General features: G+C 72.9%; 14 protein-coding genes. 6 read left to right on the top strand and 8 right to left on the bottom strand.

Annotation, left to right across the window (positions count from 1 at the left end; all coding sequences use genetic code 11):
* Positions 1-98 precede the first annotated feature (98 nt).
* Both QNO07_RS22760 and QNO07_RS22755 read right to left on the bottom strand, forming a co-directional pair.
* A complete protein-coding gene (locus tag QNO07_RS22760) occupies positions 99-1,043 on the bottom strand; it encodes an alpha/beta fold hydrolase (RefSeq protein ID WP_283994146.1) in 945 nt (314 codons plus the stop codon).
* 94 nt (positions 1,044-1,137) lie between these two features.
* Positions 1,138-1,899, bottom strand: coding sequence for a class I SAM-dependent methyltransferase (locus QNO07_RS22755; protein WP_283994145.1), 762 nt, complete (start codon positions 1,897-1,899; stop codon positions 1,138-1,140).
* Between the two features lie 415 nt (positions 1,900-2,314).
* Here QNO07_RS22755 and melC1 point away from each other — a divergent pair, with 415 nt between their 5' ends.
* Together melC1 and melC2 are read left to right on the top strand one after the other, a co-directional pair.
* Positions 2,315-2,791, top strand: coding sequence for an apotyrosinase chaperone MelC1 (melC1, locus tag QNO07_RS22750; protein WP_283994144.1), 477 nt, complete (start codon positions 2,315-2,317; stop codon positions 2,789-2,791).
* A gap of 18 nt (positions 2,792-2,809) precedes the next feature.
* Complete coding sequence (gene melC2, locus QNO07_RS22745) at positions 2,810-3,637, top strand: tyrosinase MelC2 (protein ID WP_283994143.1); 828 nt, start codon at positions 2,810-2,812, stop codon at positions 3,635-3,637.
* Positions 3,638-3,664: 27 nt separating this feature from the next.
* Here melC2 and pdxR read toward each other — a convergent pair whose 3' ends face one another.
* On the bottom strand, positions 3,665-5,116 hold the full coding sequence (pdxR, locus tag QNO07_RS22740) for a MocR-like pyridoxine biosynthesis transcription factor PdxR (RefSeq protein WP_283994142.1): 1,452 nt from the start codon (positions 5,114-5,116) through the stop codon (positions 3,665-3,667).
* A 47-nt stretch (positions 5,117-5,163) separates the two neighbouring features.
* Here pdxR and QNO07_RS22735 point away from each other — a divergent pair, with 47 nt between their 5' ends.
* From QNO07_RS22735 to QNO07_RS22720, 4 genes are all read left to right on the top strand, one after another.
* Positions 5,164-5,619 carry a carboxymuconolactone decarboxylase family protein gene (locus QNO07_RS22735; protein ID WP_283994140.1) on the top strand — a complete coding sequence of 152 codons (456 nt, stop codon included), beginning with the start codon at positions 5,164-5,166 and terminating at the stop codon, positions 5,617-5,619.
* Positions 5,620-6,188: 569 nt separating this feature from the next.
* Positions 6,189-6,491, top strand: a complete 303-nt coding sequence (locus QNO07_RS22730; protein ID WP_283994139.1) for a MerR family transcriptional regulator — start codon at positions 6,189-6,191, stop codon at positions 6,489-6,491.
* A gap of 204 nt (positions 6,492-6,695) precedes the next feature.
* Complete coding sequence (locus QNO07_RS22725) at positions 6,696-7,445, top strand: MerR family transcriptional regulator (RefSeq protein ID WP_283994138.1); 750 nt, start codon at positions 6,696-6,698, stop codon at positions 7,443-7,445.
* Positions 7,446-7,537: 92 nt separating this feature from the next.
* Entirely contained in the window at positions 7,538-9,247 is a 1,710-nt protein-coding gene (locus QNO07_RS22720) for an MFS transporter (RefSeq protein ID WP_283994137.1), read from the top strand.
* Here the strand turns inward: QNO07_RS22720 and QNO07_RS22715 are convergent.
* The 5 genes from QNO07_RS22715 to QNO07_RS22695 all read right to left on the bottom strand — a co-directional run bounded on the left by QNO07_RS22715 (position 9,241) and on the right by QNO07_RS22695 (position 13,599).
* Positions 9,241-9,639: an ankyrin repeat domain-containing protein gene (locus QNO07_RS22715; protein WP_283994135.1), complete on the bottom strand. Its 399-nt coding sequence runs from the start codon at positions 9,637-9,639 to the stop codon at positions 9,241-9,243. The two genes, QNO07_RS22720 and QNO07_RS22715, sit on opposite strands and share 7 nt — an antisense overlap.
* Before the next feature lie 90 nt (positions 9,640-9,729).
* Complete coding sequence (locus QNO07_RS22710; protein ID WP_283994134.1) at positions 9,730-10,836, bottom strand: aminoglycoside phosphotransferase family protein; 1,107 nt, start codon at positions 10,834-10,836, stop codon at positions 9,730-9,732.
* An 83-nt stretch (positions 10,837-10,919) separates the two neighbouring features.
* On the bottom strand, positions 10,920-11,618 hold the full coding sequence (locus QNO07_RS22705) for an HAD family hydrolase (protein WP_283994133.1): 699 nt from the start codon (positions 11,616-11,618) through the stop codon (positions 10,920-10,922).
* 93 nt (positions 11,619-11,711) lie between these two features.
* Positions 11,712-12,428: an HAD family hydrolase gene (locus QNO07_RS22700; protein WP_283994132.1), complete on the bottom strand. Its 717-nt coding sequence runs from the start codon at positions 12,426-12,428 to the stop codon at positions 11,712-11,714.
* Positions 12,429-12,726: 298 nt separating this feature from the next.
* A complete protein-coding gene (locus QNO07_RS22695; RefSeq protein ID WP_283994131.1) occupies positions 12,727-13,599 on the bottom strand; it encodes a GntR family transcriptional regulator in 873 nt (290 codons plus the stop codon).
* Positions 13,600-13,607 lie beyond the last annotated feature (8 nt).

Below are 13,607 nucleotides of genomic sequence, written 5' to 3'. Positions count from 1 at the left end.
CGGCACCGGCGTCCGGCACGGGCGGATACGGCCGACTGCCCGCGAGAGCCGGCCCGACTCTGGTAGTGGGCGCGGGGTGGTCGGGGGAACCGGGGTGGTCAGGGGGCTGTGCGGTGGCGGGGCGTGACGGGGCCGGCCTCCCAGAAGTGGCGCAGGGCGGCGGCCAGTTCGCCGGGGGCTTCCTCGGCGATGTGGTGGCCGGACTCGATCGGGCCGCCGGTCAGCCGGTCGCCGGCCCACGGCTGCCACACCGCGAGCACGTCGCCGTACAGGTCGACCATGTCGTCTCCGGTCGCCCACAGCATCTGCAGCGGGCAGGACACCTGCCGGCCGGCGAGGCGGTCGGCCTCGTCGTGTTCGCGGTCGACGCCCAGCCCGGCCCGGTAGTCCTCGCACATGGCGTGCACGGTGGCCGGGTCGTGCACGGCTCGGCGGAAGTCCTCGTACGCCTCGGCGCCCATGCGCTCGGGATCACCGCCGTACCAGGCGTCGGGGTCCGCGTTGATCACCCGTTCGGCCGGTCCGGCGGTCTGGCCGAGGAAGAACCAGTGCCACCAGCGCGCGGCGAAGCGGGCGTCGCAGCGGTTCAGCGCCTCGCCGATCGGCACCGAGTCCAGCACGGTCAGCGCGCTGACCGCCGCCGGGTGGTCCAGGGCCAGGCGGAAGGCGACGTAGGCACCCCGGTCGTGACCGACCACGGCGAACCGCTCGTGGCCGAGGACGCGCATCAGGGCCGTGCAGTCGCCGGCCATCGCCCGCTTGCTGTACGGCAGGTGCCGGGCGTCGGTGGCCGGCTTCGACGACCTGCCGTAGCCGCGCAGGTCCGGGCAGACGACGGTGTACCCGGCGGCCGCCAGCCGCGGCGCGACCCGGTGCCAGGTGGCGTGGGTGCGCGGATGCCCGTGCAGCAGCAGGATCGGGGGCCCGCTGCCGCCGTGCCGCACGTGCAACCGGACGGTCTCGCCCGTGTCGCCCTCCCCGGCCGACTCCGCCGTCCCGGTGGTTCCCGTGGTGACCGTGGTCTCCGTGAACCCTTCGAACATCGCCCGCTCCCTCCCGGTGCCGGTCCTCGGACCTCCGCCCGCCGGGTGAGTGCTCCGCCCGGCGGAAGGCAAACACCGTGGCGGGCGCCGGGGCTCAGGCGGGCTTGCGGGCCTCGATGAGGAAGCGGGTGGTGCGGGCGACGAAGGGGCCGTCGCGGGTGATCTGCTCGTGCAGCTCCCGCAACCGGTCGCGGTACCGGTCGACGGTGAAGCCGGGCACCATCCAGATGACCTTGCGCAGGAAGTAGACCACCGCGCCGACGTCGAAGAACGCCGTCCGCAGCGTCTCGAACCGCAGGTCGACGACGTCGAGCCCGGCGTCCACGGCCTCACGCCGCGCGTCCTCGGGGTGGCGCTGCCGCCGGGTCTCCTCGGGCTGCGGGCCGAGGAAGTACTCGACCAGCTCGAAGACGCTGGCCGGACCGACGTGCTGCGAGAGGTACGTGCCGCCGGGTTGCAGCACCCGGGCGATCTCCCGCCACCACACGGTCACCGGGTGCCGGCTCGTCACCAGGTCGAAGGACGCGTCGGCGAACGGCAGCGGCGGCTCGTCCGAGTCGGCGACCACCGCCACGCCCAGCGGATGCAGCAGCGCGGTCGCCTTGGCGACGTTCGGTGGCCACGCCTCGGTGGCGACGGTCAGCGGCGGCAGTTTCGGGGCCTCGGCCAGCACCTCGCCGCCACCGGTCTGGAGGTCCAGGGCGGCCGTGGCCCGTGCCAGCCGCTCGCTCATGGTGCGCTGGTAGCCCCAGGAGGGCCGCTGCTCGCTGGCCCGGCCGTCGAGCCAGGAGAAGTCCCAGCCGTCCACCGGCACGTCCTCCGCCTCGGCCACCAGCTGCTCAAAACTGCGTGTCATGGCTCGATGCTCCCGCTCCCGCGCGGTCCCGGCCACCGGATATCCGCCGCCTGCCGACCACGGGCCCCTCGGGTGGCCCGGGCGGTGCCCGGCGCGTGTCCTCCCGCCGGCGGGGCGGTTTGCGGACAATCTCCCGGGGTGAGCCAGGGCACACCTGCGGCTGCCCGGCAAGAAGATCTCCCGGCAACGGCCCTCTCCCGCAGCGGACTTCGCAGTGGACGCGCTCTCCGGGCCGTGCGGACAGCAAGATCCACTTCGTTCAACGCTGTACCAGATGACGGGATCTGTCCGTATCCGGGCCAACCGGATTGCTGCGGTTTTCCCCGCTAACGGCCTCCAGGTAGGCATATGCCAACCAGGGCCGACCACCGGCCCCGGGTGCATCTGACCACTGCACCGACTTGGGGGTTCTCACATGTCCGGAATCACTCGCCGACGCGCGCTCGGCGCCGTCGCCGTGGCCGGTGCCGCCGCCGGCCTCGCCGCGGCAGGCCCGGCGATCGCCGGGACCGCGCGTACCGAAGCGCCGCAGGACGCAGCCGGGCACGCCGGCCACGGCACAGCGGACCGCGCCGCCCGCGGCGGAACACCGCCGGCCTTCGACGAGGTCTACCGGGGACGCCGCATCCAGGGCGGTCCGACCCGGCCGCAGAGCGGCCACGGCACCGGCCACGGAGGCGGCCACAGCGGAGGCCACGGGGGCCATGACGGACACGGCGCCGGCTACGCGGTGCACATCGACGGCGAGGAACTGCACGTCATGGAGAACGCCGACGGCACCTGGGTCAGCGTGATCAACCACTACGAGCCGGCCGACACGCCGCGGGAGATCGCCAGGGCGGCCGTCCTGGAACTCCAGGGCGCCGCGCTCGTCCCCCTCGAAACCAGCTGATCCGGGAGTCGCACCACCATGACCGTACGCAAGAACCAGGCGCAGCTCACCGCCGCCGAGAAGCGGCGCTTCACCGACGCGCTGCTGGCGCTGAAGAGAAGCGGGCGGTACGACACCTTCGTCTCCACCCACAACGACTTCATCATGAGTGACACCGACAGCGGCGACCGCGTCGGCCACCGCTCGCCGTCCTTCCTGCCCTGGCACCGCCGGTTCCTGCTGGAGTTCGAGCAGGCGCTGCAGTCCGTCGACGCCGACGTCACCCTGCCGTACTGGGACTGGACGGTGGACCGCACGGCGGCGGCGTCGCTGTGGGCCCCGGACTTCCTCGGCGGCACCGGCCGCAGCCGGGACGGGCAGGTGACGGACGGGCCGTTCGCGTTCTCCGGAAGCCGCTGGCCGATCGAGGTCCGGGTGGACGGCCGCAACTTCCTGCGCCGCTCCCTCGGCTCCGGCACCCGGCCGCTGCCCACCCGGGCGGAGGTGGACTCGGTGCTCGCCATGGCTACCTACGACATGCCGCCCTGGAACAGCGCCTCGGACGGCTTCCGCAACCACCTGGAGGGCTGGCGGGGCGTCAACCTGCACAACCGCGTGCACGTGTGGGTCGGCGGCCACATGGCGACCGGCGGGTCCCCGAACGACCCGGTGTTCTGGATGCACCACGCGTTCATCGACAAGCTGTGGACCGAGTGGCAGGCCCGGCATCCGCAGGGGGTCTACCTGCCGGCGCGCGGCACGGCGAACGTGGTCGACCTGAACGAGACCATGCGGCCGTGGAACGACGTCACCCCGGCCGACATGCTGGACCACACCCCGCACTACACGTACGACACCGCCGCCTGACCGGCCGCGCGCCCGGTCCCGCGCTACTCAGTGCGGGACCGGGATCGGGACCGGTGCCGGGGGCAGCACGCGGCACAGGGCGGACAGCGCGGACCCGTAGGCGTGCTCGGGCGGGGTGGCGTAGCCGACGACCAGGCCGTCCTGGGTGGGCATCGTGGACTCCGGGTGCCGGAAGGAGCCCAGCCCGCAGACGCCCAGGCCGGTCCTGGCGGCCTCGGCCAGGGCGGTCTGCTCGGTGCCCGGCGGCAGCCGCAGCACGGCGTGCAGACCGGCGGCGATGCCCGACACGGTGACGTGCGGGGCGTGCTCGGCCAGGGCGGCGACCAGCCGGTCCCGGCGCCGCCGGTAGCGCTGCCTCATGCGCCGCACGTGCCGGTCGTACCGGCCGGAGCTGACGAGGTCGGCGAACGTGAGCTGGTCCGGCACGCTCGTCCACGCCTCCCACTCGCCCTTGGCGGCGGTGACCGGGCCGACCAGCCGGCCCGGCAGCACCATCCAGCCCAGGCGCAGCGCGGGCGAGAGGCTCTTGCTGACCGAGCCGAAGTGCAGCACCCGTTCGGGGTCGAGCCCCTGGAGCGCGCCCACCGGATCGCGGTCGTAGCGGAACTCGCCGTCGTAGTCGTCCTCCAGCACTACCGTGCCCCGGGCCCCGGCCCAGGCGACGACGGCCGCGCGGCGGGCGGGGGACAGCGGGCCGCCGGTGGGGAACTGGTGTGTCGGCGTGAGCAGCACCGCCCGCACCCCGCCGCCACCGGGAGCCGACGCCAATCCGTCGACGTCGGCCCCGTGTTCGTCCAGGGGCAGCGGGACGGTACGGACCGCCGCCGCGGCCAGCAGCGACCGGTGGAACGACAGCCCGTAGGCCTCCACGGCCAGCGGCCCGCGCAGCACGCCCGCGCCGAACAGCAGGCGCAGCGCGTGGCCGAAGCCGGAGCAGACCACGATCCGGTCCGGGTCGGTGCGCACGCCGCGGGCCCGCGCGAGGTAGTCGGCCAGGGCCCGCCGCAGCTCCGGGCGGCCCCGCGGGTCGCCGGCGCCGAAGGCGTCGTGCGGCGCGTCGGTGAGCGCGCGCCGCGCGGAGGCCAGCCAGGCGCCTCGGGGGAACGAGGCGGCGTCCGGGCGTCCGGGCCGCAGGTCGTGCGCGAGCGGTTCGGACGCCCCCGCCGGGGGCGGCCCCCCCGGGGTGGCGGTGAGTGGGGCCGGGCGGGCGGCGACGCGGGTGCCGGAGCCCTGGCGGGCCGTCAGCCAGCCCTCAGCGACCAGTTCCGCGTAGGCGTCGGCGACCGTGTTGCGGGCCAGGCCCAGGTCCGCGGCGAGTGAGCGGTACGGGGGCAGGCGGACGCCCGGGGCAAGCCGCCCGTCCCGTACCGCGTCGCGCAGCGCCCGGATGACGGCGGCCCGGCGGCTTCCGGCGGCGGGCAGCTCCAGGTGCAGGTCACTGCCGGTCCGCCGGGCGGAATTGACCCATGGTTCCGACACGGAAGTGCACCTTTCGCAAGGTCGGTGGGCTTCGTAGGTTAGCGGTCATGACTTCCCCCGATGTGTCCCGCGTGGACTTCCCCAAGGCCGCTCCGAAGGTGTACCGCGCCCTGATCGCCCTGGACGCCGCCGCCAGCGAGGGGCTGGAGCCGACGCTGGTCGAGCTGGTCCGCATCCGCGCCTCGCAGCTCAACGGTTGCGCGTACTGCGTGCACATGCACACCACGGACGCGCGCAAGGCCGGCGAGTCCGAGGAGCGCCTGAACCTGGTGGCCGTCTGGCAGGAGGCCGGTGCCTTCTTCACCGAGCGCGAGCGGGCCGTGCTCGCCCTCACCGAGGCCGTCACGCTGCTGCCGCGCGCCGGCGTGCCGGACGACGTCTACCGCCGGGCCGCCGCCCACTTCGACGAGGCGAGCATCGCCCAGCTGATCGCCTCGATCCTGGCCATCAACGCCTGGAACCGGCTCGCGGTGTCCACGGGCAGGGTGCCCGGCGACGACTGATCCGGGCCCTGGCCGTCGCCCGTCCGCACGGGACAGAAAAACTCCTCTGGTCGAGGTAGACATTCGCGCTCGCCATAGCTAGCATTTTCCTCGTAGCCAGCGGAGAGAAGATCTCAGAGGCGCGGCAGACGACGAACTGCCGCGAGTGAAGGATCATGACGCTGATTCGGTGGGCGCGAGCAGGTGGCGTCGGCCGGGGAGGCGAGCGGTTGCCAGGCGGTGATCGGCCCGAATGCAGGAGCTCAGGGGTCGCGCCGGTGGTGGCCGCGACAAGGAATCACCAGTTCGGGAAGAAGAGAAATCCGAGGAGAAGGGAAGGGAAACACGCCATTGGATCGCCCGTCGGCGACAGCGGCATCGCGCCGAACGGGTTACCGCAGTCCCCATGATCGGAAGGTGGTCTTCGGTTACGCATTCGCGATCCCCGCGTCCCCCGAGCCGTTCGGGCAGACGCGGAAACGGTAGACCGGCCTGATAGCCGGTAGATGGTGTCAACCCAACCCAGGGCCCCGGTGCAACGCACCGGGGCCCTCGACTCGTGGACGGTGAGCAGTCTGGAGACACGACACATGGAGACCAAGCTCGACGACGACCACTACCCCGCCTACACCATGGGCCGCGCCGCCGAGATGCTCGGCACCACGGCCGGCTTCCTGCGCAGCCTGGACGAGGCCGAGCTGATATCGCCGCAGCGCTCGTCCGGCGGGCACCGCCGCTACTCCCGGCACCAACTGCGGATCGCCGCACGGGTCCGGGAGCTGGTCGACCAGGGCACCACCGTCGAAGCGGCCTGCCGCATCGTCCGGTTGGAGGACGAACTGACGGAAGCCCGGCGCCTCAACGACAAGCTGCGCGCCGACCGGCAGAACTGACCGGGCACCGGCCCCCACGGCCGGTGCCGTCCCGCCCTTTCCCCCTCCCTCCTTCGTGGACACCCCGGACGCCCCTGTTCCGCACGGCTTCGCACGGACACGCCTCGACCCGCACGGACCCGCACGAGCCTCCGGGCACGCTTGACGTTGACGTTGCGTGAACCCCTAGCGTCGTGACCGGCGACGGAACAGGAGGTCCCGGCGATGGAATGGTCCATCCAGCACCTGGCCCGCTCGGCCGGCACCACCAGCCGCACCCTGCGTCACTACGACGACATCGGGCTGCTGAAGCCGAGCCGGATCGGGCACAACGGCTACCGCCACTACGACCAGGACGCACTGGTGCGCTTGCAGCGCATCCTGCTGCTCCGGGAGTTGGGGATGAGCCTGGCCGCCATCGCGGAAGTGCTCGAAGGGCAGCGCAACACCTCCGCCGCGCTGCGCACCCACCTGAGGCTGCTGGAACAGGAGCGCGAGCGCCTGCAACGGCAGATCGAGTCGGTGCGGACCACGTTGCACACACTGGAAGGAGGCGAACCGCTCATGGCCGAGAAGGCCTTCGACGGTTTTGACCACACGCGGTACAAGGAAGAGGTGATCGACCGCTGGGGTCGAGGCGCCTACGAGCAGGGCGACCAGTGGTGGCGCTCGCTGCCGGTGGACGACCGGGCGGAGTTCCAGCGGCGCCAGCAGGAGATCGGCGCCGCCTTCGGCCTGGCCCACGCACAGGGCCTGGACCCGGGCAGCGACGAGGTGCAGCAGATCACCCGCAGCCACTACGAGTGGGTCGGCGCCGGCTGGCAGGGCAGGCAGCCGACCGCCGAGGCGTTCACCGGGCTGGGCCGGATGTACGTCGACGACCCCCGGTTCGCCGCGGTCTACGACGCGCACGGCGCCGGAACGGCCGCGTTCGTCAGCCAGGCGATGCGCGTCTACGCGGAGCGCTCGCTCTGATCCGCGCGGGCAGGGCTGCAGACCTGCCCGCGTCCGGCGTCCGGAAGAAACCAGTTGACTTGAAGCTGAGTTGAACTTCTAGGCTCCGGGGCATGAGCTTTCCAGAGGCAGCACCCCGTACCCCGTCAACCCGGGCCGGTCGGCGTGAGTGGATCGGGCTGGCGGTCCTGGCCCTCCCGACCCTGCTGATCGCCCTCGACATGACCGTGCTGCACCTCGCGGTGCCGCACCTCAGCGCGGACCTCGCGCCCAGCAGCTCACAGCTGCTGTGGATCGTGGACATCTACGGCTTCCTGATCGCCGGTTCCCTGATCACCATGGGAACGCTCGGCGACCGCATCGGCCGCCGACGCCTGCTCCTGACCGGTGCCGCCGCGTTCGGCGTCGCCTCGGTCCTCGCCGCGCTCGCCGACAGCGCGGCGACACTCATCGCGGCCCGGGCGCTGCTCGGCCTCGCCGGGGCCACGCTGATGCCGTCCACCATGTCGCTGATCCGCAACATGTTCCACGACCCGCGGCAGCGCACACTGGCGATCAGCGTGTGGATGTCCAGCTTCATGGTCGGCGCCGGACTCGGCCCGCTCGTCGGAGGCGCGCTGCTGGAGCACTTCTGGTGGGGATCGGTGTTCCTGCTGGGCGTTCCCGTCATGGCAGTCCTGCTCATCGCCGGACCCCTGCTGCTGCCCGAGTTCCGCGACCCGAACGCCGGACGCCTCGACCTGACCAGCGCGGTGATGTCGCTGCTCACCGTGCTTGCCGCCGTCTACGGCCTGAAGGGCATCGCCGAGCACGGGGCCGACCCGGCCTCCGTCCTGGCCATCGCCGCCGGGCTGGCCCTGGGCGTGGTCTTCGTCCGGCGGCAGCGCTCGCTCCGCGACCCCTTCCTCGACCTGCGGCTGTTCGCCAACCGCGGCTTCAGCGTCTCCCTCGGCACGGTCGCGCTCGCCGTCTTCGCCAGCGGCGGCCTGATGTTCTTCGTCGGGCAGTACCTCCAGATGGTCCTGGGTCTGTCCCCGCTGCAGGCCGGGCTGTACTCGCTGCCCGGCGTGGTCGCCGGATTGGTCGGCATCATGCTGGCGCCCGCACTGGTCAAGCACGTGCGGGCCGCCTACCTGATCGGCGCGGGCATGCTGCTCTCCGCGGTCGGCATCGTGCTGCTGGCCCGCATCACCGTGGACACCGGCATCGCCACCGCGGTGACCGGCCTGGTGGTACTGCACATCGGCTTCGGTCCGACGATGGCCCTCGGCACCGACCTGATCATCGCGGGCGCCCCGCCGGAGCGGGCCGGCGCCGCCTCCGCACTGTCCGAGACCGGCACCGAGATGGGGATGGCGCTCGGCATCGCCGTGCTCGGCAGCGTCGGCACGGCCGTCTACCGCGGCGAGATGACCGGAGGACTTCCGGCGGGTGTGCCGGACGCCGCGGCGGACGCCGCCCGGGACTCCATCGGGGGTGCCGCCGCCGCTGCCGGGCAGCTCCCCGGTGAGACCGGGGCCGCCCTGATGGAGGCCGCCGGGCAGGCGTTCGTGCACGGCATGCAGGTCACGGCCGTCGTCAGCGCGGTGCTGGTCACCGGCATCGCGCTCGCCGCCACCGTACTGCTGCGCCACGTCAGCCCGGACGCGGGCGCCGAGGCGGACACCGTGGAGCAGCACGGCGAGGCGGGTGGGATGACGGGGGCTGCCGTCGGCGCGGCCGGGGACGCGACGGTGGACGGCACGCTGGACTCCGTCGACGCCGCGGGGGACGCCGACGGGGGTGCCGTACCGGCCGCGCCCGCCGGGGGGCCGCGTCACTGAGCGCCGAACAGCTCCAGCAGTTCCGTCTTCGCGAACATCCGGGCGGTGTCCACCGCGCTCGGTGTGCCGGCCGCCGGGTCCGCGCCCCCGTCCACGAGGGCGCGGACCACCTCCGTCTCCCCCTTGAACACCGCACCAGCGAGGGGCGTCTGCCCGCGGTCGTTGGCCCGGTCCGGGTCGGCGCCGCGGGCGAGCAGTGCCCGCACCGAGGCCGGGTGGCCGTGGTAGGCGGCCAGCATCACCAGCGTGTCGCCGCTGTCGTTGGTGAGGTTCGGCGGGACACCGGCGTCCACGTAGGCGGCGAGGGTGTCCGTGTCCCCCTGGCGGGCCAGGTCGAAGACCTTGCCCGCCAGTTGCAGGATCTCTGGGTCGTGCGCGGGCTCGTCGGTCATGGGCGGTCAGCCTCCTGTACGCGTGCGGCGGGCGTCGGGTGCGAAGGCCGTCCCCGGAACTGCCCGGGAACCGCCACCCGACCGGTGACCTCACCTTACGTAGCCCGGTGCCCCGGCGGAGGAGGGCCCGCCCACCACCGCGGGCTGCTCGGCGGTCGTCGCGGCGGTACCGGTCACGGCGGTACCGGTCGCGGCGGTTTCGGCGGCAGTACGTGCGGCGGCCCTGCTCCGGGCGTGCTCTGCGTAGGCGGCAGTGATCTGGCGACGGGTCGGCAGGTCGCTCTCGTCGACGCCCAGGAGGTCCGCCGCCCGCCGGAGCACGCCGAGCACCACCGTCGCGGTGTGCGGGGTGAGGCGGCGGTGCGACTGCCGGACGACGTCGGTGTACACGGACTGCACACGCTTGTAGTCGAGGTAGCGGGGAAGGTCCTCGCTCAGTCCCGCGTCGGCGCCGGGGAGTTCGGCGGTGACCGCCTTCCGCCAGGCGGTGATGACGGGTTTCCGCTGCCGGTCGGGGTAGTCCATCAGGTACAGGTGGGTCGCGAGGTCGTACAACGGGTCCCCGACCATGGCCAGTTCCCAGTCGATCGTCCACAACCGCCGCCACCGGTCGACGATGAGGTTCTCCCGGTGCAGATCGCCGTGGAGCAGGCAGAACGGCCTCGGCGTCAGCCTGCCGGCCTCCCGGTGCAGCCACGATCTCCTGTCCACCGCGGCGCCGGTGATGCCCAGGCGTTCGAACAGCGTGCCGTACTCCGGCAGGCGGGCGAGATACGTCTCACGGTGGGCGTAGGACAGCAGGGCGCGGAGGAAGCCGGTGGTGTCCCCGTCCGCCGGACGCGCCTCCGCCTCGCAGCTGCGCTCGGAGGCGACGTCCGAGGGGCGCAGGGAGGCCAGGTGCCGGAAGCGGGACATGATCTGCCGCCGGTAGAGGTACGGCACCGGCGTCCCGCGCGGCCGGCGCCGGTAGAGGGACTCGCCCGGCACGAACGACTGCACCGTCATGCCCGGCGCCAGCTCGCCGACGGCCGGGACACGGCCGGTGCCGAGCGCGGCCAGCTCGGCCAGCAGCTCGTTCTCCGACCGGAAGCAGCGGCGGTCGAACCACAGCGCACCGTCATGCGGTTCGGCGTACTTGTACGGGCCCAGGACGTGCCAGGTCCGGTGGTACCCCTCGAAGGACTGCGGTGGTTTCATCGCGGAGTCGTCGTACCTCTCACACGGCGGAGGGCGGAAGCCTATCCGTTCGCCGTCGAGCGGGAGGTGAGGAAACCCGGACGTCACCTGGAAGGCTGCTGTACGACCTCCAGTACGGATTCCAGCGAGCTGATGACGGGTGCGTCGGCCGCGTATCCCAGGGCCTTCCGCAGGGCGGCGGCCTTCGCGGGGGTGCTGCCGTACCCGATGAACCGCACACCGGCGGCCTGTGCCGCCTGGACGTCCACGGGCGCGTCACCGATCATGACGGCGCGGTGCGGGGGCTCGCCCAGCGCGTCGAGGGCGCGCAGCAGGCAGTCGGGGTCCGGCTTGAGCAGCCTGACGTCGGGCTGCCGGCCGTAGACGCGCGGGCCGAAGACGTGCCCGAGGCCCCGGGTCTCCAGGTAACGCCCCACTGCCTCGGGGGAGTTGTTCGTGGTGATGGCCAGCTTGTGCCCGGTGGCCCGTAGCGTTTGCACCAGCCGGTCGGCGAACGGTGTCGGCCAGGCGCTCGTCGCGGCGGTGACCTCCTGCCGGGTCAGTTCCCGTTCCAGCGCGGCGACGAAGGGGCCCTTGCGGCGTCCGGCGACGCTGCGCAGGATGTCGTGGGCGTTGTCGGTCGTGTGCAGTTCCGGGCCGAGCAGGCCGGACTCCCCGTGCTCGCGCACGCACTGCCGGATCCGCTCGGCGACGTCCCGCGCGGGGTGGATGGCGAACAGGTCGCACAGCGGGCCGTCGAAGTCGAAGAGCACGCACCTGACGGTGTTGAGGAGGGTCTTCATCACCCGAGTGTCGGGCGTGGCACGGGAGTTGAACAGATGCGCTCAGGCGGTGCCGACGGCCGCCCCCGGCCGACGGCACCGCCCGCACGGCATTCAGCCGCCTGTCGCGCGCCGGGCGGGCACCTTGGCGAAGTCGGCCACGGATACCGCTTCCAGGACGGGCAGCAACGAGGAGACCAGGTGCTCCGGCGGCACTCCCGCCTCCAGCAGGTCGGCCCGCTTCCGGTCGTTCCTGGCGTATCCGAGAAAGGCGGTGCCGGCCTTCCGGGCCGCGATCGCGTCCCGGCCGGAGTCACCGATCATCAGCGTCCGCTCGGTGGGCACCCCGGCGGTCTCGACCGCCCGCAGCACACACGACGGGTCCGGCTTCAGAAGGGACGCGTCCGGATCGCGTCCGTGGACCCGCCCGGCGAACAGGTGGCCCAGGCGCCGGTCGGCGAGGTATTCGCGCACCGCCTCGGGGGCGTTGTCGGAGGCGACGGACAAGATCCGGCCGGTGGCGGCGAGCGTCATCACCAGGCCGTCCGCGTACGCGGTGGGCCAGGCGCGGGGCGCTGCCCGCAGCTCCTCCTCGACGAGTGCCGCCGCGAGTTCACGCGCCAGCGGGCCGGACGGGGAATGCCCGACCACCCGGCGCAGGACGGCGAACGGGCCGTCCGACCGGGGCAGGTCCAGGCCGCAGGCGCGTTCGTCGGCGATGGCGAGCAGCCGCTCGGTGATCGCCTCCACGGAGACGCCGGAGAAGAGCCGGCAGAGCGGCCCGTCGAAGTCGAAGACCACATGCTCCGCCGCAGCGACCAGTCGTTCCATCGGCAACCGTCCCCCTCCACGCTGTGCCGGGCAGCCACGGGGTCCGGGTGCCCGCTCGACGGTCCGCGGCACGAGCGAGGTCGCCCGGCCGGACCACCGGTGCCGGATGCGGCGCACCTCGCGGAGGGCCGCGGGCCACCGGACGCCGGGACCCGTATCTTCGGCCCCCCGGCTGCGGATGGCAAGGTCCGGGCCCCGCGCCCGCTGCCCGCTCACCCGTGCGGCGGCCGGACCCGCCGCCCGCCCACCGGGGTGTCCGGGCCGAGGAGCCGCCGCCAAGGGCCCCGGGCGGGTTCGTTCAACGGGTGAGGTCGGAGGGCTCGGCGACCGCCCAGAGCGAGTCGAACCACTCGGCGGTGGTGTCCACGAACGCCGTCTCCTGGTCGTCGCGGCTGTCGGAGCCGCTGGAGTAGCGGAAGAGCCACGCCTCCACTCCGAGCACGTCGTAGATCTCCATGTCCTCGTGCCGGTGGGTGACCGTCCGGGGAATCACCTTGTAGAGGCCGTGGAGCACTTCGCTGTTGTTGAGCCGGTAGTACTTCATGGTCGGAGTCATCCGCATCCAGCGGATCTGCACGCTCACGTCGCTGACCAGCTCCAGTTCCTGGAGCTTCCGAAGGTCCATCACCAGCACCTGCGCGTATGTCTGCATCAGCTCGCGCAGGCGCTCCCGCGGCCGGGGGTCGGTGGGGTCGCCGACCAGGCACGGCAGCGCCAACTCGGCGTGCGGGTCCGGCATGATGACGCGCACGGTGATCGACTGCGGGTTCAGGTCCCCGGCTTCGATGGCCAGGCGCGCCGCGGCCAGGGCGGTGTTCAGGGTCTCCGTGGTGAGCGAGTAGGTGTCGATGGTGACGTGCTCGGCGTGGAAGGCGGCGAGCACCCGCTCCGCGAGTTCGACGCCGGCCGGGCGCGGGGCCTCGGTGTGGGTGGACTGCTCGGCGACCACGGGCGGGGCGCCGCGGCCGGTGTGGGCGAGCAGGCCCTCGGCCTTCAGCACGTTCAGCGCCTCGCGGACCGCGTTGCGGTTGCTGCGGAACTGCCTGACCAGTTTCTGCTGGGTGGGCAGCCGGTCTCCCGGACCGAGCTCGCCGTCCCTGATGCGGTCCCGCAGATGGGCGGCGATGTCGTCCTTGGTGGCCGGCTCAACAGCGCCTTGATCCTTGCTCACCCTGTGAC

Source organism: Streptomyces sp. 549, from assembly GCF_030124175.1.
Taxonomy (GTDB): Bacteria; Actinomycetota; Actinomycetes; order Streptomycetales; family Streptomycetaceae; genus Streptomyces.
The sequence above is the reverse complement of the archived record's forward strand: the minus strand, read 5'-3'. Positions and strand labels throughout refer to the sequence as shown.

Coding starts and splice junctions, on each gene's coding strand:
- QNO07_RS22760 (WP_283994146.1), bottom strand. CDS start 1,043: ATGTTCGAAGGGTTCACGGAGACCACGGTCACCACGGGAACCACCGGG.
- QNO07_RS22755 (WP_283994145.1), bottom strand. CDS start 1,899: ATGACACGCAGTTTTGAGCAGCTGGTGGCCGAGGCGGAGGACGTGCCG.
- melC1 (WP_283994144.1), top strand. CDS start 2,315: ATGTCCGGAATCACTCGCCGACGCGCGCTCGGCGCCGTCGCCGTGGCC.
- melC2 (WP_283994143.1), top strand. CDS start 2,810: ATGACCGTACGCAAGAACCAGGCGCAGCTCACCGCCGCCGAGAAGCGG.
- QNO07_RS22735 (WP_283994140.1), top strand. CDS start 5,164: ATGACTTCCCCCGATGTGTCCCGCGTGGACTTCCCCAAGGCCGCTCCG.
- QNO07_RS22730 (WP_283994139.1), top strand. CDS start 6,189: ATGGAGACCAAGCTCGACGACGACCACTACCCCGCCTACACCATGGGC.
- QNO07_RS22725 (WP_283994138.1), top strand. CDS start 6,696: ATGGAATGGTCCATCCAGCACCTGGCCCGCTCGGCCGGCACCACCAGC.
- QNO07_RS22720 (WP_283994137.1), top strand. CDS start 7,538: ATGAGCTTTCCAGAGGCAGCACCCCGTACCCCGTCAACCCGGGCCGGT.
- QNO07_RS22715 (WP_283994135.1), bottom strand. CDS start 9,639: ATGACCGACGAGCCCGCGCACGACCCAGAGATCCTGCAACTGGCGGGC.
- QNO07_RS22710 (WP_283994134.1), bottom strand. CDS start 10,836: ATGAAACCACCGCAGTCCTTCGAGGGGTACCACCGGACCTGGCACGTC.
- QNO07_RS22705 (WP_283994133.1), bottom strand. CDS start 11,618: ATGAAGACCCTCCTCAACACCGTCAGGTGCGTGCTCTTCGACTTCGAC.
- QNO07_RS22700 (WP_283994132.1), bottom strand. CDS start 12,428: ATGGAACGACTGGTCGCTGCGGCGGAGCATGTGGTCTTCGACTTCGAC.